This is a genomic window from Streptomyces sp. NPDC006510, assembly GCF_040611955.1.
Taxonomy (GTDB): Bacteria; Actinomycetota; Actinomycetes; order Streptomycetales; family Streptomycetaceae; genus Streptomyces.
On record NZ_JBEXPH010000002.1, the window covers coordinates 49,402 to 69,166 of the forward strand.

The 19,765-nt window shown below is 71.1% G+C and carries 13 protein-coding genes and 2 pseudogenes; 11 read left to right on the top strand and 4 right to left on the bottom strand.

The features are described 5' to 3' along the window. The first annotated feature begins 63 nt into the window (after nt 1–63). Together ABZY11_RS01250 and arsB are read left to right on the top strand one after the other, a co-directional pair. On the top strand, nt 64–372 hold the full coding sequence (locus ABZY11_RS01250) for a metalloregulator ArsR/SmtB family transcription factor (RefSeq protein WP_356477123.1): 309 nt from the start codon (nt 64–66) through the stop codon (nt 370–372). Continuing rightward, nucleotides 369–1,484 carry an ACR3 family arsenite efflux transporter gene (gene arsB, locus ABZY11_RS01255; protein WP_356477124.1) on the top strand — a complete coding sequence of 372 codons (1,116 nt, stop codon included), beginning with the start codon at nt 369–371 and terminating at the stop codon, nt 1,482–1,484. Before ABZY11_RS01250 ends, arsB begins: the two co-directional genes overlap by 4 nt. A gap of 397 nt (nt 1,485–1,881) precedes the next feature. Here the strand turns inward: arsB and ABZY11_RS01260 are convergent, their stop codons facing one another. Then, nucleotides 1,882–2,247, bottom strand: a complete 366-nt coding sequence (locus ABZY11_RS01260) for a metalloregulator ArsR/SmtB family transcription factor (protein ID WP_356477125.1) — start codon at nt 2,245–2,247, stop codon at nt 1,882–1,884. A gap of 104 nt (nt 2,248–2,351) precedes the next feature. On the opposite strand from ABZY11_RS01260, the gene ABZY11_RS01265 reads away from it, so the two are divergent. The 6 genes and pseudogenes from ABZY11_RS01265 to ABZY11_RS01290 all read left to right on the top strand — a co-directional run bounded on the left by ABZY11_RS01265 (nt 2,352) and on the right by ABZY11_RS01290 (nt 12,739). Next, complete coding sequence (locus ABZY11_RS01265; protein WP_356477126.1) at nt 2,352–3,749, top strand: NAD(P)-binding domain-containing protein; 1,398 nt, start codon at nt 2,352–2,354, stop codon at nt 3,747–3,749. 58 nt (nt 3,750–3,807) lie between these two features. Then, nucleotides 3,808–4,092: pseudogene (locus ABZY11_RS01270) on the top strand (VOC family protein); the annotation flags it as partial. Between the two features lie 205 nt (nt 4,093–4,297). Continuing rightward, nucleotides 4,298–5,923 (top strand): TIGR02677 family protein, encoded by a 1,626-nt coding sequence (locus tag ABZY11_RS01275; protein WP_356477127.1) that lies wholly within the window; start codon nt 4,298–4,300, stop codon nt 5,921–5,923. Further along, the gene (locus ABZY11_RS01280; protein ID WP_356477128.1) at nt 5,920–7,245 is read left to right on the top strand and encodes a TIGR02678 family protein; all 1,326 of its coding nucleotides are present in this window, start codon (nt 5,920–5,922) and stop codon (nt 7,243–7,245) included. Before ABZY11_RS01275 ends, ABZY11_RS01280 begins: the two co-directional genes overlap by 4 nt. Next, on the top strand, nt 7,242–11,480 hold the full coding sequence (locus ABZY11_RS01285; protein WP_356477129.1) for a TIGR02680 family protein: 4,239 nt from the start codon (nt 7,242–7,244) through the stop codon (nt 11,478–11,480). Before ABZY11_RS01280 ends, ABZY11_RS01285 begins: the two co-directional genes overlap by 4 nt. Continuing rightward, nucleotides 11,477–12,739 carry a TIGR02679 family protein gene (locus ABZY11_RS01290; RefSeq protein ID WP_356477130.1) on the top strand — a complete coding sequence of 421 codons (1,263 nt, stop codon included), beginning with the start codon at nt 11,477–11,479 and terminating at the stop codon, nt 12,737–12,739. The genes ABZY11_RS01285 and ABZY11_RS01290 overlap by 4 nt, the downstream gene beginning before the upstream one ends. An 82-nt stretch (nt 12,740–12,821) precedes the next feature. On the opposite strand, the pseudogene ABZY11_RS01295 reads toward ABZY11_RS01290, so the two are convergent. Continuing rightward, a pseudogene (locus ABZY11_RS01295) lies at nt 12,822–12,950 on the bottom strand (carboxymuconolactone decarboxylase family protein); the annotation flags it as partial. Between the two features lie 177 nt (nt 12,951–13,127). Beyond that, nucleotides 13,128–15,338, bottom strand: a complete 2,211-nt coding sequence (locus ABZY11_RS01300; RefSeq protein WP_356477211.1) for a helicase — start codon at nt 15,336–15,338, stop codon at nt 13,128–13,130. Between the two features lie 622 nt (nt 15,339–15,960). Between ABZY11_RS01300 and ABZY11_RS01305 the strand changes: the two genes are divergently transcribed. Both ABZY11_RS01305 and ABZY11_RS01310 read left to right on the top strand, forming a co-directional pair. Further along, on the top strand, nt 15,961–16,131 hold the full coding sequence (locus tag ABZY11_RS01305) for a hypothetical protein (RefSeq protein WP_266731752.1): 171 nt from the start codon (nt 15,961–15,963) through the stop codon (nt 16,129–16,131). A gap of 562 nt (nt 16,132–16,693) precedes the next feature. Beyond that, nucleotides 16,694–17,500, top strand: coding sequence for an SGNH/GDSL hydrolase family protein (locus tag ABZY11_RS01310; RefSeq protein WP_356477131.1), 807 nt, complete (start codon nt 16,694–16,696; stop codon nt 17,498–17,500). Nucleotides 17,501–17,577: 77 nt separating this feature from the next. On the opposite strand, the gene ABZY11_RS01315 is transcribed toward ABZY11_RS01310, so the two are convergent. Next, complete coding sequence (locus ABZY11_RS01315) at nt 17,578–19,062, bottom strand: MFS transporter (RefSeq protein WP_356477132.1); 1,485 nt, start codon at nt 19,060–19,062, stop codon at nt 17,578–17,580. A gap of 46 nt (nt 19,063–19,108) precedes the next feature. Here ABZY11_RS01315 and ABZY11_RS01320 point away from each other — a divergent pair, with 46 nt between their 5' ends. Then, the gene (locus ABZY11_RS01320) at nt 19,109–19,681 is read left to right on the top strand and encodes a helix-turn-helix domain-containing protein (protein ID WP_356477133.1); all 573 of its coding nucleotides are present in this window, start codon (nt 19,109–19,111) and stop codon (nt 19,679–19,681) included. Nucleotides 19,682–19,765: the final 84 nt, after the last annotated feature.

Genomic DNA, 19,765 nt, shown 5'->3' on the forward strand with positions numbered 1-19,765 from the left:
CCAGCCGCCAATGACTTCAGCCCCCACTGATATCAGCAGGCAGTGATGTGAAAGTATCAGCACATGCTGACTTCAGTCGATCCTGACTTGATCCGGGCACTGGGCGATCCGCTCCGCCTCCAGATCGTGACTCTGCTGACCCGCGAGACGCTCTGCACGACGCACCTGGTCGAGGAGACCGGAGCGAAGCAGACCAACCTCTCCAACCACCTGAAGGTGCTGCGCGAGGCCGGAGTGGTGGAGACGGAACCGTGCGGCCGCTTCACCTACTACAAGCTGCGCCCCGAGGTCCTGGCCGGCCTCTCCGAGCAGTTCGCGGCGCTGGCCGAGTCCGCCCGCACCGCAGCCGGGAACAAGAGGGCCTGCCCGTGACCTCCACCGAACCCACCGCCGCCGCCACGGCGGGCGGGGATGAGTCGATCGTCAGGAAGCTCTCCACGCTCGACCGCTATCTCGCGGTGTGGATCCTGCTCGCCATGGCCGTCGGCCTGGGCCTGGGGCGGCTGATCCCGGGGATGAACGACGCGCTCGCGAAGATCGAGATCGGCGGGATCTCCCTGCCGATCGCGCTCGGCCTGCTCGTCATGATGTACCCGGTCCTCGCCAAGGTCCGCTACGACAGGCTCGACACCGTCACCGGCGACCGCAAGCTGATGGTGTCCTCGCTGGTCATCAACTGGATCATCGGCCCGGCCGTCATGTTCGCCCTGGCGTGGATCTTCCTGCCCGACCTGCCCGAGTACCGCACCGGCCTGATCATCGTCGGCCTCGCGCGCTGCATCGCCATGGTCATCATCTGGAACGACCTCGCGTGCGGCGACCGCGAAGCAGCCGCCGTACTCGTCGCCCTCAACAGCGTCTTCCAGGTCATCGCGTTCGGCCTGCTCGGCTGGTTCTACCTCGACCTTCTGCCCAGGTGGCTGAGCCTCGGCGACGGCCAGGGCCTGGACGTCTCCGTGTGGCACATCGCCCTCAACGTCATCGTGTTCCTCGGCATCCCGCTGCTGGCCGGCTTCCTCACCCGCCGCATCGGCGAGCAGAAGATGGGCCGCGAAGGCTACGAACAGCGGTTCCTGCCGAAGATCGGCCCCTGGGCTCTGTACGGCCTGCTCTTCACGATCGTCGTCCTGTTCGCCCTCCAGGGGAAGACGATCACCTCGCAGCCCCTGGACGTGGTCCGGATCGCCGTCCCGCTGCTCGTCTATTTCGCGGTCATGTTCTTCGGCACCTTCGTGCTCGGCAAGGCCCTCGGACTGGCCTACGACCGCACCGCGACACTGGCGTTCACCGCGGCGGGCAACAACTTCGAACTGGCCATCGCCGTCGCCGTCGCGACCTTCGGCGTCACCTCCGGCCAGGCCCTGTCCGGAGTCGTCGGCCCGCTCATCGAAGTCCCGGTCCTGATCGGACTCGTGTACGTCGCGCTCGCCTGGCGCAAGAAGTTCACGCCCGCAGCACTCACCACCCCGGGAAGGGACAGCTGACGCACTGCCTCGACTGTCGCACCGCCGGAACGAACCGTCCCACCGTTGGCATCTGCCAGGGCTGCGGCGCCGGGGTCTGCGCGGCGCATGCCCACATCGCGACCCGGAGCGTGCGACACGGCAGTCTGATCGGAACCCCGGTGAGGCCGAAGCGCGGACGGTGCTGTGCCCGGTGTGTGCCGCAGCCGAGGCACCGGCCGCAGCGGCGCTACGGCCTGCCCGTCCACCGCCCGGTCCGCGTGCAGGAGGTGCGCCGGGATGGTGATCGAGCAGGTCTTCCACCGGGCCGACGGCGCCACCATGGTGAAGCGCGTCTCCGCACTCCAGGCATACCTGGCGCGCTGCTGCCCGCCCGACTGCGCCGGCCGACCCACCGGTGCGGGCCGTTGGCCGTTGGTCAGGAGCGCAGGTCGAGCATGGCGGACATGGCCGCCACGACGGACGGGGCGACCCGGTAGTAGACCCAGGTCCCGCGCCGCTCCGAGGTCAGGAGCCCTGCCTCGCGCAGCTTCTTCAGGTGGTGGGAGACGGTCGGCTGGGAGACGCCGACGTCGGAGATGTCGCACACGCACGCCTCGCCGCCCGCATGCGAGGCGACCTTGGAGAACAGGCGCAGCCGCACCGGGTCGGACAGGGCCTTGAACATGAGGGCCATCTTCTCCGCGTCGTCCTGCGACAGCTCCCCGGCGGTGATCGGCGGGCAGCACGGCACCACGGCACCCGTGTCCAGGACCGGCAGTTCCGCAATCTCTGACTTCGACATGTGTCTATGTTGACGCTCGTCGATACTCAGTGGCAAGCTCCAGATATCGACAACAATCGAAACAGCGTCCGGACCGGCCGCCCACCTCGGAGGACATCACCGCCATGACCACCACTTCAGACCTGCCGGTCGTCGTCATCGGCGCCGGCCCCGCCGGGCTGGCCGCCGCCGCCCACCTGGTCGGGCGCGGCATCGAACCACTGGTCCTGGAAGCAGGACCGGCCGCCGCCGCAGCGGTTCGCGACTGGTCGCACGTGCGGCTCTTCTCCACCTGGGGCGAGGTCACCGACCCGGCCGCCGAGAAGCTCCTGGCCCCGACCGGCTGGACCAAGCCCGACGCGGCCACCTACCCGTCCGGCGGGGACTGGGCCGAGCAGTACCTCCAGCCCCTGGCCGATGTCCTGGGCGAGCGCGTCCGCTTGGGCGCCACCGTCACCGGTGTCTCCCGCACCGGCCGCGACCGCATCGTCGACGCCGACCGTGAAGCCCAGCCCTTCGTCGTCCACTTCACCACTGCCGACGGCAGTGAGGGGCGCGTCTTCGCCCGCGCGGTCATCGATGCCTCCGGCACTTGGACCACCCCGGGCCCGGCCGGGGCCGACGGCCTGCCCGCCCTCGGCGAGAAGACGGCGGCCGACCGCATCACCTACCGCGTCCCCGATCTCAAGGACCCGGCCGTCCGCGCCCGTTACGCCGGCAAGCGCACCGCTGTGATCGGCTCCGGCGCCTCCGCGTTCACCGCCCTGGCCATGCTCGCCGACGTCGCGAAGGACGAGCCCGGCACGCACACGGTGTGGATCCTGCGCCGCGGTATCAGCGGATCCACCTTCGGCGGCGGCACCGCCGACCAGCTCCCCGCCCGTGGTGCCCTCGGCCTGGCCGCCAAGGCCGCCGTCGACAACGGCCACGCGGACGCGGTCACCGGCTTCCGCACCGAAGCCATCGAGCGTGACGAGGACGGCTGCCTGATCCTGGCCGGCGAGGACGGACGCCATCTCGACCCGGTCGACGAAGTGATCGTCCTGACCGGCTTCCGCCCCGACCTGTCCTTCCTCTCCGAGGTCCGCCTCGGCCTCGACGAGCGCCTCCAAGCTCCCACCGAGCTGGCCCCGCTCATCGACCCCAATCAGCACTCCTGCGGGACCGTCTACCCCCACGGCCACCGCGAGTTGGCCCATCCCGACTCCGGCATCTACCTGGTCGGCATGAAGTCCTACGGCCGCGCCCCGACTTTCCTGGCCATGACCGGCTACGAGCAGGTCCGCTCCGTCACCGCCGCCATCGCCGGTGACATCGAGTCCGCCGACCGCGTCGAACTCACCCTCCCCGAGACCGGAGTCTGCGGCGGCGCCGGACTCTTCGACGACCCGGCAGCCGACCAGGCCGACGGCGGAGGCTGCTGCGCTGCCCCGGCACCCGCTCCCGTACAGATCGGCGCCGGTACCTCTCTGCCGGTTGCGACCACTGAGGAACCGTCGTCCGGCGGGTGCTGCGGATCCTGAACCACCGCGCCCCGGCCTGCCCGCCGGGGCGCTTCCACCCTGCGTCAGGAGGATCGTCATGTCCCGGGTACAGCTCGCCCTGGGCGTCCCCGACCTTCCCGCCTCGATCGCCTTCCACAGCAAGCTCTACGGCGCCGAGCCGGCCCAACCGCGCGACGGCTACGTCAACTTCGCCATCGCCGATCCCCCGCTCGGACTCGTCCTCGTCCAGGGCGCGCCGGACGAGGACACACGCGTGGACCACCTCGGCGTCGAAGTCGACACCACCGAGGCCGTTCACGCCGCTACCACCCACCTCGCGGACCAGGGCCTGGCAACAGACATCGAGAACGACACCACCTGCTGAAAGCCGTCGTCGAGTGCGGGCAGAGGGCGGCCGGCTCACAGGCGAGGGCGAGCCGGTCCCGGTTTGCGGTGTCGGGCCCGCGACTAGCGCCTGGAGCACCGGCCGAGGGACCGGGCATTCCTGGTCACCGCCTCACCGCGGTCGCGGAGCATTTCCAGCCACCCCGCGATGACCGCCGAACGCTCCACGTAACCTCGCAGACATGGAGGCACCCGCACCCGGCACGCCGCCGGAACCCGGCGACGACGAGACGCGCAGGCGGCTGGACGCGTACGCCTACCTGAGCGCGCCGGAGCGGCTGGAGCACATCGCGATCATGCGGGTCTTCTGCGGGACGCTCCTGGCGGACCTGGCCGTCCCGGACGTCATGGCGAAGCTGCGCGAGTCCGGCGGGCCAGGTGCCGGGCTCGACGCCGACACCCTCACGGCCCGGCTGGAACAGCTGGAGCGGTGGGGCAACCTGCTGCGCGGCAGCCACACGGTGAAGGCGTCCAGCATCACCGAGTACCAGCGTTCCCGCGCGCGCTACCAACTGTCGAGGCTGGGCGAGCGAATCCAGCGGGACGCCGACGGGGTACTGGCCGAGGCCGATTCCGCCCGGGAGGTGAGCAACGAACTGCTGGCCCTGGTCGAGCGCGGGCTCCGGGAACTCGCCGAGCTGGTGTCCGAGCCCGGCGGTATCGCCCCGCAGGACGGGCTGGAGCGGGTCAGCACACTGTTCGTGCAGTTCGCAGAGTTCGCGGACTCCGTCCGGGACTTCTACGCCTACCTCGGCCAGGTACTCGCCCGGTACGACCTGGACAGCGCCGAGTACCAGGGCTTCAAGGAACTGCTCCTGGACTACGTCGAGGCGATCACGGAGGACGTGGCCTTCCGCGCGCCCCGGATCTCGGCGGCACTGGACACGCTGTGGCCGCACCTTCCGGCCCTGCTGGACCGGCTGGACGCCCACGCCCGGGGCCTCGCCGGGCTTTCCCCGCAGGGCGAAGGCCGCTCGGAGACCCGGGTGCAGCGCAGCCGGGGGCGCGAGCTCGCGGACTGGGAGGGGCTGCGCGGCTGGTTCAGCGACACCGACGGTCAGGGCAGCCAGGTCGATCAACTGCGGGACGCCACCCTGCGGGCCCTCCAGTCGCTGCTGGCCAACGCCAAGCGGATGCTGCGTTCGGCCACCGGGGAGATGTCGCGGCGCCGGGATCTGCTGCGGCTGGCCCGGTGGTTCGACGAGGCCGCACCGCAGGACGCGCACGACATCGCCGTCGCCGCCTTCGGGCTGTACGGTGCCCGCCACCTGGGCATCCCGCCTGCCACCGATGAGGTGGTGCCCGCCCACACCAGCTGGTGGACCGGCCCGGTGGTCGAGGTCCCGGTCGCGCTGCGCGAGAGAGGCAGCCGCGCGCAACGGGGCCGGGCGTCGTCGGTGGAGGACCACTCCACGCAGAAGGAGCGGCTCCGGGAGGCCGCGCGCAAGCAGGCGGCGGACAGGAAAGCGGCGGCGGACGAGCTGCGCAGCGCGTCGGGCCGCTTCGACGACGTACGGCTCACCTCGGCGGCGCTCGGGCTGCTCCTGGAGCTGTTGGCCACGGCGCTCGGGAACGCCCAGCTCAAGCGGAGCGCCGGTGCGGACGGGGAGGGAACGCCGGGGTTCGGCCTGGACGCGGCGTGGAGCGAGGACGCCGATCTGGGTATCCGGCTCACCGTGCACCGGACGGCGGGTGGCCGCACACTCCTCCACTCGGCCGACGGGGACCTGCTCCTGGACGACCTGGAGCTGGTCATCGGCCGGCCCTCCGCCACGGCCGACGGTGAGGCGGAGGTGAACGTGTCATGACCCTCCCTTCCGCCCACGACGTGGCCCTCGCAGCCGAACGCCGCACCGCGGCCCGGCTGTTGCTCGCCCATCCGCTGGTCACGTCGGACGGTCCGCACGCCGACCTCTTCCCACTGGTCCGCAGGCACGCCGACTGGCTGGGCAAGCGGTTCCATCAGGTGCTCGGCTATCGCCTCCTGGTCGACAGTTCCTACGCCCGGCTGTTCAAGGCCGGGCTGGGAGCACGGGCGGGACACCGGCTTGTGCGGTCCACCGGCACTTCCTTCACCCCGCACACGTACGCCTGCCTCGCGCTGGCTCTGTCGGTGCTGGTGACCGCGCCCGAGCAGATGCTGTTGTCGCAGCTGGTCGCCGATGTCCGGGCCGCGGCGGCCGACGCGGACGTCGAACTGGAGGAGACGGGCCGGGCGGCCGGGAAGCGGACCCTGGTCGCGGCTCTGCGCCAGCTGGTCGAGTGGGGCGTACTCATCGAGACGCATGGCCACGTGGCCGCCATCACCCAGGAAGCCGGCGGAGAGGCTTTGATCACGGTGGACCGCGAGCTCGCCCGCGCAGTCGTTGCCGGACCGCTCGCCCAGGCCCGGGACGGCGCCGATCTGGTCCGGAGGGCAGCGGACCCGGGCTTCGGAGGACCTCGTACCTATGTGCGCCGGATGCTCGTCGAGACACCCGTCGTCCACCTCGACGAACTGACCGACGCCGAACGCGACTGGCTGCGTACCCGGCAGCGCCGGGAAGCCCAGGCATTCTTCGAACTCCTCGGTCTGGAGACGGAGATCCGTGCCGAGGGAGTGGCGCTGGTCGACCCCGAGGAGGAGCTGACCGATCTCCACCTTCCCGGCACAGGAACCGTCGCCCAGGCCGCACTGCTGCTGGTGGAACGGCTCGTTGAACGGCTTCGTCCGCCCCGTCCCGGACATCCTGCGACCGGCGGCGTCCTCGTCGTCGGGGTGGCCGTTCCGGACGGCCTGGTGGATGAGCTGCTGGCTGACCTGGTCGCCGAGTACGGGGGCCGCAGCAACTGGCAGCGCGGCTATCTGGAAGATCTCCACGCCCTGCGGGAAGCCGTGCTGGACCTGCTGGCCCGCATGCGGCTGCTGGCCCCGGCCGGCCCGGTGCGGGCCGAGGGGGAAGGGCTGCCGGAGGGGTACGCCGACGAGCTGCCGGAAGGACGCCAGGTGACCGATGTCCGGGGAGCCCGGCCGGGCGGCGAGGGCTGGGTGCTGCTCGCCGCTGCGGCCCGCTACGCCACCCGCGTCACCGTGCGCACGGCCGGCACGGACCGCGAAGTTACCGAAGCACAGCAGGAGTTTCCGCTATGAGCACCGACGCGCGTGGCCTCGTCCCGCTGCCACGTTCCGCCCCGTCGCCGACAGCCGGTACCCGGTTCCGGCTGCACCGCGCGGGCATCCAGAACGTCTGGCAGTACGACGAGCAGGAGTTCGCCTTCGGTGACGGTCGACTGCTGCTGCGCGGCAAGAACGGCGCGGGGAAGTCCAAGGCCCTGGAAATGCTGCTTCCATACCTGCTGGACGGCGACTCCCGGGCACTGGACGCGACCGGCACCGGGCGGACGACGCTCGCCTGGCTGATGCTGGACGGCTTCGAGCAGACCAACCGCCTCGGCTACCTGTGGGTGGAGTTCCGGGGCACGGCCGAGGGCGGCGACCACCGCTACTTGACGCTCGGCGCCGCCGTCCGCGCCTCGAAGTCGACGCAGAAGGCGGTGCCGACCTTCTTCGTCACCCCGCTACGGGTCGGTGAGGACCTGCACCTGGTCGAAGCGGGCAAGCCGCTCCCCGTCGACCGGCTCAAGGAGCTCATCGGATCCGACAACGCGACGGACCGAGCGGTCGACCACCGTGCTCGCGTGGCGCGGGACCTCTTCGGCATCACCGACGCGACGCGCTACCGCAACCTCACCCAACTCCTCCACCGGCTGCGGCGCCCCACGGTCGGGGACCGCATCGAGCACGGGGGCCTGGCCGTCCTGCTGAGCGAGACCCTGCCGGGACTCGACGAGGACGTGGTCGAGAAGGTGGCACGCAACCTCCACGACCTGGACGCCGTACGGGACGAACTCGGCCGCCTGGAACGTACCGACGCAGCGCTGCGCACGTTCCTCGCCGACTACCGCCGCTACCTCGCCGGAGTGCTGCGCGCCTCGGCCCGGAACGTGAGCAGGGAACTGGACGCCCTCTCCCGACGGCGCCGAGCGGCCGGGGACGCCGCGCAGCGAACGGGCGACCTGAAGAGGCGGGAGGAGGAGTCGGAAGCCGGGCTGGAGACCCTGCACGAGGAGGAACGGACCGCCCGGACGGAGCTTGCCGCTCTGCACGCCAGTCACGCCTACCGCAGCCTGCGCGAACTGTCGGAACGCCGCAGCACGGTGGAAGCCCTGCACACCACGGCCCTGACCGCCTTCACCGCCCTGCGCAGCGCGCACGGGGCGGAGGAGGGCGCGGCGGAACGACTGGCCGAGGGCGTCGAAGACCTGGGGAGCCGGCTCACCGAGCTGGGGACCGAACACCGCGAGCTGCTGTCCCAGGCGGAGAAGGCGGGGCTTCCGACCGGCCATCTCGGCGATGCGGTGGCCCTGCCGCACACGGTCCGCTCCCAGGCGACACAGACGGAGCTGACCAGTCCGGACGGGGAGCCGCAGACCGTACGGCACCGGCCGGTGGCTCGCGTGGACACGGCCACGACAGAGGCCGGGCTGCGGTCCTGGCAGGGGCAACTGGAGGACGCCGAAGCGGTCGTACGGAACCGGACACGGATGGTCCAGGAGGTGACCCGTCTTTCCTCGCAGGCCGACGAGGCCCGGGCCCAGGCGGCGCAGGCCGACACGGAGCGGGAACGGCTGGAGGGCGAGACGGAGGAGGCCGCCGGCCGTCTCGAAGTCAGCCGCGAGAAGGTCGCCGAGGAGAGCCGTGGGTACGCCGACGAGGTCGCCGTGTGGGTGGAGAGCACGCGGATCGCGTCGGGGCCCGACTGTCCGCCCCTGGACGCCGTCCTCGCTGAAGTGGCCGGCGAAACCTCCTCCGACGCCCCGTTCCCGGAGCGCACGCTCCCGCCCGACATCGACACCCGCGCGCGTCAGACGGCCCATGCGGCCCTGGAGCCGTACGCCGATCACCTCACCCGGCACCGCGACGCACTGGCGCTCGGCGTGAGCCGGCTCGGCGAGGAGATCGACCGCCTGTCGAAGAAGAAGCAGGACTGGGAGCGGCGTACCGACCCCGAGCCTCCGGCTCCGTACCACCGCACCGCCGAAAGGAACCCTGCCGGTGGAGCGCCCTTCTACCGGCTGGTGGACTTCGCGGAGCACGTGACCTCCGCCGACCGGGCCGGCCTGGAGGCGGCGCTGGAGGCAAGCGGGATCCTCGACGCGTGGGTCGGCGCGGACGGGGCCCTTCTCGATCCCCTCACCCGGGACACGCTTCTCCAGCCGTGCCTTGTGCCGCCGGGAGCACAGAGCCTCGCCTCGGCCCTGCGTCCGGCCGCGCAGCCGGAGTGCGGCGTCACCTCCGAGCAGGTGGAGCGCCTGCTGGCCGCCATCGCGCTCGTACCGGCCTCGGAGACCGCCGCTGCCAGCGCGGTCCACTTCGACGGAAGCTGGCGTCTGGGCACCCTCCGCGGCCGACACCACAAGAGCGTCGCCGAGTACGTGGGAGCAGCCGTACGCGCCGAGACCCGGCGGCGCGTCCTCGCCGAGCTGGAGGACCGGCTCGGGCAGACGGAACAGCGGCTGGCCGACGCCCGTACCGAACTCGCCGCGGCCGATTCCGGGCGGCGTGCCCTCACGCTCGCCGAACGGGACTTTCCCCGTGCCCGGCAGCTCTCCGACGCCTGGAGCAGGACCACTTCGGACGAGAAGGCGCTGCGGGACCTGACCGCCAAGGCGACCCGTGCGGCACGGCTGGCCGAGGATGCCCGCGCTCTCGCCGTGTCGGCGCGCACCGAGGCGGATGCCACCGCGACCGCCCATGACCTGCCCACCGACGCCACCGCCCTGGACCGCGTACGAACCGCACTTGCGGCCCTGCTCAGCGGTATCGGTCACTTGCGCAGAGCGGTCAGTGGCACGGTCGGGCGGCTCGGCGGAAGCCGGGCGGACGACGGGCGGTACGAGCGTGCCCGGGAGGGGCGCCTGGAGGCGGAAGGAAGCTACCGGCTTCGCCTCCACCAACTGCGCACCGCGCGACAGGATCTGCGGACCCGCGAGGCAGCCGTCGGATCCTCCGAGGAGGAGATCCTCGCCCGCGAACAGAACGCCGAGCAACGCATCGCGAACGCCGTCGACGCCATCCCGGCGGCAGAGCGCACCCACGGCGAACTCCGCGACCTGCGCGTGCGTGCTGAAGAAGAGGAGAAGCGCCTGCGCGAGGAGCTGACGGACCAGGAGACGACGGTCATCGACACCGGCCGCACCCTCCGCGAGGCTCTCGATCGTCCGGAGGTCATCAACGGGGCGGGGCTGGACCGGTCCTCTCTGCCCGACCACGTCTCGGACAACCCCGGTTCGGACGTCCGCGACCGCCTGCGCGCGCTGCGCTCACTGGCCGACGCGGTGGAGCAGGCCCTCGGCCGTTCGAGGGGAGAGGTGTCGGACAGCACTCTGCTCAACCGCCACACGGAGCTGCGCGACCAACTGGCGGGCGGATACGACGCACAGCTGGAGGAGCGCGACGGCATCAAGGTGTGCCGCCTGCTCGACGACCACGGTTCCCACGATGTCGCGGTCGTGGGCGAGCGGATCGCCGTCCGGACCGCAGAGGACCGGGGTCGGCTCACCGAGCGCGAACGCGAGGTGTTCCAGCGGTTCCTGACCGGCGAGCTCGGCGATCACCTCTCCACGCAGGTCATCACCGCGGCCCATCTGGTCGCGGCTCTCAACGACACCCTGAAGACCGTACGGACCTCGCACGGCCTCGGCGTGGAACTGCTGTGGAAGCTCGACGAGGACGTGGACGCGGACGTGCGGGCGGCCGTCGAGCTGCTGCGCAGCCCGTCGAGCCTGCGGACGCGCGAGCAGACCGAGCAGCTGCGTGAGGTGCTGCAACGCCGCATCGAGGACGCCCGCCGTGCCGACCCCTCGGCCGGCTACACGGCCCATCTGCGGACCGCACTGGACTACCGCGCATGGTTCCGTTTCCACACCTTCGTGGTCGAGGACGCGGCCCCAGGGCGCAGGAGGAAACTGACCGGCCGCACCGGACTGAGCCAGGGGGAGCAGCGCGTGCTCTCGTACCTCGTGCTCTTCGCAGCCGCTGCCGCGCACTTCACCAGCCTCGCCGAGTCGGCCCCGCACGCGCCGCGGCTGATCCTCCTGGACGACGCCTTCGCGAAGGTCGACGAACCCACCCACGGGCGGCTGGGCCGCATCCTCGTCGACCTCGATCTCGACTTCGTCCTCACGAGCGAGCGGCTGATGGGCAACTGGGCCGAGGTTCCGTCCCTGCACATCTACGAGTGCCTACGCGACCCCCATGTGCGCGGGGTGGCCACGTTGCACTACACCTGGAACGGTCGGCACCGGCGTCTGGCATCGGTATGAGCGCACTCCCGGCCGCCACACGCAGCTGGCTGGCAGGACCAGGTCTCGCCCGGCTCTGGGGCGCGGTACGCAAACGTCTGGAAGGCAACGGGGTGCAGTCCACCGGTTCCCTCCGGCTGACCGCGGTGAGCGCGCAGGAACGGAACGACCTGTCACTCCTGCTGGGCAAACCCCTCACAGGTACGGCCGTGACCGTGCGGCTCGACGCGCTCGACGCACGCCTGCGCACCTCGGCCGCGGGACTCGGACTCAGGGAGGTTCTGGAGGAACTCGGCCCACCGCTCACGGACCGCCGCGCGGCCCGCGAGGACGACGCGGCACAGCGCCGGCATGTGTGGTCGTCGCTCACCTCGTCACTCGACGCCTCTCCGCTCGCCGGGCAGGAGTGGACCCGGCAGTGGTACGACGTGCTGCGCCGCACCGGCGTTCCGAGAGGGGTGACGCCCGAAGCGGCGGTGCGGACGCATCAGCAGGCCGTCCAGGTCCTCACCGTGCTGCTCGATCCGGAACGCACCGGCACGCGAGGCCGAGGGGAACTCGCCGCGACGGCGACCGGTTCGGCGCACGGTCTGGACGACGGCACCTGGCTCGCCCGCCTCGTCCAACGCGGCGTCGCACTGGCCCATGACACTGACCTCCCCGACAACGCGGCCGGCCGTCGCGCGTTGTGGCGGCTGGTCTCCGTCACACCGGACGAGGTCTCCAGCACGGTGCTGACCTACGGTCTGCGGCCCACCGGCGAGGGCTGGCGCGAGAGCTCACTGCGAGAGCGGGCCGCCCATCACGCCGAAACCCACCTGACACCGCGCGATCTGCTCGACCTGCGGCTCCAACTGCCCGCCGGAACCGTCATCCACATCTGCGAGAACCCGCGCGTGGTGGAAGCCGCGGCCGACGCGGCATGCGCCAAGCCCTTGGTCTGCACCTCCGGCAGCGCCGCCACGGTGGTTTTCACACTCCTCGACGCACTCGCCGCCACCGGCTGCCGCTTCGCCTACCACGGCGACTTCGACTGGCCGGGCATCGCGCTGGCCAACCGGATCATCCGCCGCTACGAAGCCCTGCCGTGGCGCATGGGCGCCGAGGACTACGAACGCCTCGCCGCAGCCAGCCAGGCGGAGGGCGTACCTCAACTACCCCTCGACGGCCGCCCGGTCGATGCGGACTGGGACCCGGACCTCGCCCCTGCCATGGCCGCGCTCGGCGTCGCACTCCATGAGGAGGCGACTCTTGACCTGCTGGTGGAGGACCTGTCGTGAAGAATCCCCCGGGCTGCCTCCGCGGACACTCAAGTGCGCCGGCTCCGCCAACCGTACGGTCGCTGTGTAACCACCTCCTGTCCAGCCGGTTGGTCGCGTTGCTCATGGCGATCAGGGAGACCAGCGCGACGAGCCGGTCCTCGTCGTAGTGGTTGCGCGCCGGCGCCCACGTCTCGTCCGAGACGCCCTCGTGGCCGTCGATGATGCGAGTGGTCCGCTCGATCACACCCGTCCGGGCCCGGGAAGGAGGCGAGGCCATCACGGCTCTCCGCCATCCGGACGGGGACGCTGGTGAAGGTCTTCGCGTCGCCCAGGTGGATGTGGTGCCGTCCGGCTACGGGGTCCTCGCGGAGTCGCATGCCTTGACCGCCCGGCGAACAGCCGCGGATCAGCGCAGCGGCTCGGGCAGTTCCTCGCGGTGGACGATGCCCAGGCGCTGCGTCGCGCGGGTCAGTGCCACGTACAGGTCGCTGGTCCCGAACCGCCCCGGCTCCACGACCAGGACATGGTCGAATTCGAGCCCCTTGGCCTCGCGCGGGCCGAGCAGCACCACAGTACGGGTGAGGTCGGGTTCGGCGCCGGCGGTGACTCCGTCGAGCGGGGCCGCGATCTCCTCGTGCAGTTCGCGGGGTGCGATCACCGCGAGGCGCCCCTCCTCGGGCGTCAGCTCCGCGACGGCCCGCGCCACCGCGCCCGCCAGATCCGCACCGGCGTCCCGCGTCCACGGCGTCCGGCCGGTGGACCGTACCGAGCCGGGCGGCTCGAACGACGGGTCCTGGGCCCGTACGACCCTGGCGGCCAGCTCCATGATCTCCGCGGGCGTACGGTAGTTGACCCCCAGCCGCACGTGTTCGAAGCGGTCGCCGACGTACGGCTCCAGGATCTTGTCCCACGAGCCGACGCCCGCCTCCTCGGAGGTCTGCGCCGGATCACCGACCAGGGTCATCGAGCGGGTCGGTGACCGGCGCATCAGCAGCCGCCATGCCATCGGCGACAGTTCCTGCGCCTCGTCGACGATGATGTGCCCGAACGCCCAGGTCCGGTCGGCGGCGGCCCGCTCGGCCGCGCTCCGGTGGTCGGCCTCCTCCTGGCGCTCGGCCATCCGCTCGGCATCGATGATGTCGTGGGCGGCCAGGACCTCGGACTCCTCGTCCTCGAACTCGTACGTCTCCGATCCCCGGGACAGCTCCAGGACGCCCTGCGCATAGGCGATCCGTTTCTGGCGCTCGGCCTCGGCGGCGGCCCGCTCGGCGCTGTCGTCGGCCCCGAGCAGTTCGGCCGCCTCGTCGAGGAGCGGCACATCGGCCGGGGTCCACTCCCCGTCGCCGGGAACGCGGCGGATGGCTTCGGCGTCCTCCTCCGGTACGTACACCGGCTCGGCCAGATAGTCGGCGAGGAATTCCTCGGGGGTGAGGGCCGGCCACAGCTCTGCGACGGCGGCGTGCACCTCCTCGCTGATGGCTACGCCCTTGCCGAGCTGGGCGATGTCGTCCGGACCGAGGAGGTTGGGGCCGCCGTACGGGTCCGCGCCGATGCGTTCGGTGAGCTGTGCGGTGAGGGCGTCGATGACGTGGAACGTGAAGTAGGGACGGGCCAGGTTGTGCGGCAGGCCGGTCTCGCGGGCCGCCCGCCGGGCCTCGTGGGCGATCTCCCAGTCCAGGACGAGATCCCCGTCGTCGTGCGGGATGACCACCGGCGCGCCGGGTTCGGGCAGCCCCTGCCTGGCGCGTACGGCGAGGGCGAGCGCCTCGGCCATCCCCGCGCCGCCCTTGACCGCTGCCGCACGGGGGGTATCGGTGCCGCGGGCGTGCACACCGGGGAACAGCTCGGCCTGCGTGGCGAGCATGACCCCGGTCTCGCCGAGGGCGGGCAGCACCTCGCCGATGTAGCGCAGAAAGGCCGGATTGGGGCCCACGACCAGGACCGCGCGCTTGGCCAGCAGCTCACGGTGCTCGTACAGCAGGAAGGCCGCACGGTGCAGTGCGACCGCCGTCTTGCCCGTGCCGGGGCCACCCTCGACGACGAGGACGCCGCGGTGCGGAGCGCGGATGATGCGGTCCTGCTCCGCCTGGATGGTCCGGACGATGTCGCCCATGCGGCCGGTTCGGGCGGAGCCGAGCGCGGCGAGCAGCACCGCGTCACCGCTCGGGTCCTCGAAGCCGCTGCGTTCGCGGTCCCCGAGATCGAGGATCTCGTCGTGCAACTCGGTCACCGTGCGGCCCTCGGTGGTGATGTGCCTGCGTCGGCGCAGCCCCATGGGCGTATGCCCGGTGGCGAGATAGAACGGCCGGGCGACCGGTGCCCGCCAGTCGATCAGAAGGGGCGTGTGTTCGGTGTCGTCCTCACGAATTCCGATTCGGCCGATATGGTGCGCACCGCCGTCGTGGAGATCGATTCGGCCGAAACACAGTGAACCGTCCACCGCGTTCAGGGCTGCCAGCAGACCGGAACGCTCGGCCACGAGCACATCGCGTTCGACGCGGGCCTGCAGACCGTTCCCCACCGGGGACAACGCCTCCTCGACATGCTGCGCGGTGACCCCGCGCAGCGTGTCGACACGGTCGTAGATCCGGTCGATGAATTCCTGCTCCCTCTGCAATTCGACGTTTTCGCGAGTTGACAAAATCGCTCCCTGCCGGATATGGTGCTTCTTAGTGGCCCCCATTGAGGGGCCTTTTCTGTGGGCGCACAGAACCACTCAATATACGTGAGGAAATCCCCGTTCCACAATTGCGGAACGGGGATTTTGCCGATAGGTCACCGAGCGGGTTCGGACACCTGGGTCGTTCCGGGAGGCACCGACGCCACTCCCCCGGCGCTCCCACGCTTTCGTCCGCCGCAGGCCCAGGGCCGCGAAGACCGTGACCATGGCGCGGACCGCCACTACGGCAAGGAGTGCGGCGAGGTTCCGCCCGACACGGATCCGGCTCTCGCGTCCCCGAACTCCACTGCCTGGCCGAGGGCCTGGCCCTGGAACTCGGGTCCGGTCCCGACTCCGACGCCTCCCGCGCCGCTCTCGACCTCATCGCGGCACGCGTCCGGCCGTCCTTCCCGGGCGCTGCCGCCAGTACGAGTGACCTGGAGAGGGCCGGGGGGCGGAGGTGGCCGGAGGTGGCCGGAAGGAGTCGCACTCGGCGACCACCACCCAGAATGCACCTTTCTTACCCACATGCGAATCTGGTGATGGCCCATCGTCCGAGATCCGCACAGGAGGCACGATCGTGGGCAAGAAGCAGAGTCGGCAGAACCGCGGTGCCCGCACCGGCGGCCACGAACGCAGCGCTGCTCCGGAGACGAAGGAGCAGACGCGGCCAACGGCTGCTCAGGAGACGGTGCACTCGATCTCAGAACAGGTCTCCCACCGGAAGCAGCGGAGGTTCGGCCACAACTGATCCTTCGGAGAACCACGACAACCGCCCTCCGCGGTGGCATCCCCCTTGCGGGACCGCCACCGCGGAGGGCGGTTTTTTGTTGTGGGTGCCGGTGAGGGGGATCTGCTGAGGGGGCCGGCCGAGGGGTGCGCCAAGGGGGTGCCAGGGGGCTGAGTCGTTCCGTCAGCCCGCCGTCGACCCGCCGTCCGTCCGTTCCGTGATCCGGTGAACGCGCGGACGCGCGAGTCCGCGAGTCCGCGAGTCCGTGATCCGGTGAACTCTGGACGCGCGAGTCCGCGAGCCGCCCGAGCCGCCCATGCGCCGCGCGCCGGCCGCCCGTCGGCCACCCCCGACTCACCCCCGATCCGCCCGCGCGACTCCACATGAACTCCCGCCGATACGCCACCCATTCGGGGCGCGGCGGGAGGTTTATCTACGCGCGGAGCCATGACGCCCGAACGATCATTCGGGCATATCAGACCAGTTCTTCCGCAGCTATTACCGGCCGGTACCGATAGCTGCTAGAAACGTGGCGCTCAATCAACCCCCCACCCACCCCCCACACTTCGGAGGGCTGACAGCCATGTCAGTACGGAGATTCTGGGCGTCCGCATCCACTCTGGTCCTCGCCGCCGTGGCCGCGCTGGGCGTTGCCCAGCCGGCCTCGGCAGATTCCTCGGCCGCCGCCGGCGGGTACGTCGCCCTCGGCGACTCGTACTCCTCCGGCGTCGGTGCGGGGAGCTATCTGTCCGACAGCGGCGACTGCCGCCGCAGCACGAATGCCTACCCCTACCTCTGGGCAGCCGCGAACTCGCCTTCCTCCTTTGCCTTCGTGGCCTGTTCGGGCGCCACGACCGGTTCGGTGGCCGGGACCCAGTTGGGGGCGTTGAACTCGTCCACCGGTCTGGTCAGCGTCACCGCGGGCGGCAATGACGTCGGGTTCGCCGATGTCATGCAGGACTGCGTGCTGTCCGGCGAGGCCACCTGCCTCAGCAGCGTCAGCTCGGCCGTGTCGCAGATGCAGAACTCGCTTCCGTCCGGCCTGAGTTCGCTCTACGGTTCCATCCGCTCGCGGGCCCCGCAGGCCCGAGTCGTGGTGCTGGGCTACCCGCGCTTCTACCAGCTGAGCGGCAGCTGCATCGCCGGGCTCTCGGAGAAGGAGCGGGCGGCCATAAACAATGCGTCCGACGTGCTGAACGGGGTCATCGCCAAGCAGGCGGCAGACGCCGGGTTCACGTTCTCCAGCGTGGTCGACGAGTTCACCGGGCACGAGCTGTGCTCCGGCGACGCGTGGCTGCACAGCGTGTCGCTCCCGATCTACAACTCGTACCACCCCAAGGCCGCCGGACAGTCCGGTGGTTACCTTCCGGCCTTCCGCTCGGCCGCGTAGGACGCGGACGACGGAGGTTCAAAAGTGCGGCGGGCCGCCGGGGTTTCCCCCGGAAGCCCGCCGCCCTGCTGCCACCGTCAGGCGGGAGTCGACGTGACGCCCGGCCGATGCAGGGTCAGGGCGGTGAATGCGGCGAGTACGGCGGTGGCCGCGGCCGCCCACCAGCCGTGGCGGAACGCGTCGAGCACCTCGCCCGGCCCGTCCGGCGCACCGAGCAGCGTGACCATCAACGCCACGCCCAGCACCGAACCCGTCTGGCGGGCCATCGTCGTGACGGCCGATCCGGTGGCGAAGCGGGTGGGCGGAAGGGCCGTGGCTGCCGCGCCGACCAGGGTGGGGAGGGCCAAGCCGACGCCGATGCCGGTGACCACCATGCCGGGGAGGAAGTCGCTCGCGTAATGCGGGGCCGTATCGAGTGCGACGGCCCACCAGGCCAGCCCCGAGGCGAACAGCAGGCAGCCGAGTACCGCGGTGCGGCCCGCCCCGAGCCGACGGACGACCGGTCCCGAGAGGACGGCGAGCACGGGCACGACCAACGGCCCCGGCGCGATGGCGAGTCCGGTACGGATCGCCGAGTACCCCCACACCTGCTGGCACCAGAGCACCGACGTCAGCAGCATCGCCGCGAACGCGACGGTGAAGAGCAGAGCCGCGAGGGTGGCCGTCGCGAAGACCCGGGTACGCAGCATCGGCAGTTCGACGACCGGGGCCGGGTGCCGGGCGGAGCGTGCCCAGAAGCCCGCGACGAGAACGACCGTCGCGATCAGCGGGACCAGGACCCCCGGCGAACTCCAGCCCCAGTCATCGGCCTTGACCAGGGCGAACGCCAGCGCACCGATCGCGAGGGTGAGCAGCACCGCCCCGACGAGGTCCGGGAAGGGGCCCTCGCGGTGCGGGCGGGCATCGGGCAGCAGCCGTACGCCCGCGAGCAGCCCGATCACGCCGACCGGCACATTGACGAGGAAGACCCAGCGCCAGTCGGCCTCCACCAGCACGCCACCGACCACCGGACCGAGCCCGGCCGCGATACCGCCGATCGCCGCCCAGCTCCGGATGGCCCGGGGGCGGCGCTCCACCGGGGTGTTGACGAGCAGGAGGGCGAGGGACGTCGGCATGAGCGCGGCGGCTCCGACGGCTTGCAGTGCGCGGGCGGCCACCAGCCAGCCGACTCCCGGGGCGAGGGCGCAGAGCGCGGACGCGACGGTGAAGACCGCCAGTCCGAGAAGGAAGCCGCGGCGGTGGCCGTACCGGTCGGCGAGCCTGCCCGCGACGACCAGCAGGGCGGCGAAGACGATCGAGTACGCGTTGAGCACCCAGGACAGTGAGGCGAGGGAGCTGCCGTCGAACGAGTCGCCGAGGGCGGGAACCGCGACATTGACGATGAACAGGTCGAGATTCACGACGAAGACACCGGCCGCAATGATCCAGACAGTGGCCCGCGAGGAGCGAGAGGCGACGGAGGAGGAAGAAGAGGGAGACGGGGCGGGGGGAGCCGGAGCGGCTTCGTGGGGGGCCGTCCGATCAGCCTCGGAGGCGGGTGAGTTTGATTTTCCAACTGTCATGGCGGCAAGGTAGCGCCAGTGAGTTTGAGATGGCAACCTTGTGGTGATGAGTGCTGCACAGGAACCCCACGCCCGCACCGCCCCGACGGTCACGCTGCCCGGCCGGCCCTGCTCGGCTGCCGCCGCGTTGCATGTGGTGGGTGAGAAATGGGCGCTGCTCGCGGTGCGCGAGATCTTCTTCGGCAACCACCGGTTCGAGGCGATCGCCCGTAACACCGGCGCACCCCGCGACCGTCTCGCGGTGCGGCTGCGCTCACTGGAGCAGGCAGGAGTGGTCGAGCGGCGGCCGTACAACGAGCGCCCGCTCCGTTACGAGTACCACCTGACCGATGCCGGACGCGATCTCGCGCCGGTCATCCGGGCGCTGCTGGACTGGGGCGACCGGTGGGTACGGGAGGATCGGCCGGTGGTCATGGTCCACGAGCCGGCCGCGGACCCGGATGCCCATGTGCATACAGGCGAGCACGCAGACGTACACGCCCACGCGCATGATCTCGATGCGGCATGGATCTGCCGCACTTGCGGCGAGGAAGTCGTGATGAACACGCTGACGGTCGATGTCCGCGCCCCCGGGTGGGACCGCTCGGGCCCCAGGGAGCCGAGCCCGTCCGACGACTGAGAACGGCGTCAGCAGGCGGCAGACGGCCCACGTCAAACAACACGCGTCAAACAGCACGCATCAGGTAAACGCGCATCGGGCAGC

What these genes read in the sequence shown, in the direction of transcription:
- ABZY11_RS01250 (WP_356477123.1), top strand. Translation starts at nt 64, where the DNA reads ATGCTGACTTCAGTCGATCCTGACTTGATCCGGGCACTGGGCGATCCG.
- ABZY11_RS01260 (WP_356477125.1), bottom strand. Translation starts at nt 2,247, where the DNA reads ATGTCGAAGTCAGAGATTGCGGAACTGCCGGTCCTGGACACGGGTGCC.
- ABZY11_RS01265 (WP_356477126.1), top strand. Translation starts at nt 2,352, where the DNA reads ATGACCACCACTTCAGACCTGCCGGTCGTCGTCATCGGCGCCGGCCCC.
- ABZY11_RS01275 (WP_356477127.1), top strand. Translation starts at nt 4,298, where the DNA reads ATGGAGGCACCCGCACCCGGCACGCCGCCGGAACCCGGCGACGACGAG.
- ABZY11_RS01280 (WP_356477128.1), top strand. Translation starts at nt 5,920, where the DNA reads ATGACCCTCCCTTCCGCCCACGACGTGGCCCTCGCAGCCGAACGCCGC.
- ABZY11_RS01285 (WP_356477129.1), top strand. Translation starts at nt 7,242, where the DNA reads ATGAGCACCGACGCGCGTGGCCTCGTCCCGCTGCCACGTTCCGCCCCG.
- ABZY11_RS01290 (WP_356477130.1), top strand. Translation starts at nt 11,477, where the DNA reads ATGAGCGCACTCCCGGCCGCCACACGCAGCTGGCTGGCAGGACCAGGT.
- ABZY11_RS01310 (WP_356477131.1), top strand. Translation starts at nt 16,694, where the DNA reads ATGTCAGTACGGAGATTCTGGGCGTCCGCATCCACTCTGGTCCTCGCC.
- ABZY11_RS01315 (WP_356477132.1), bottom strand. Translation starts at nt 19,062, where the DNA reads ATGACAGTTGGAAAATCAAACTCACCCGCCTCCGAGGCTGATCGGACG.
- ABZY11_RS01320 (WP_356477133.1), top strand. Translation starts at nt 19,109, where the DNA reads ATGAGTGCTGCACAGGAACCCCACGCCCGCACCGCCCCGACGGTCACG.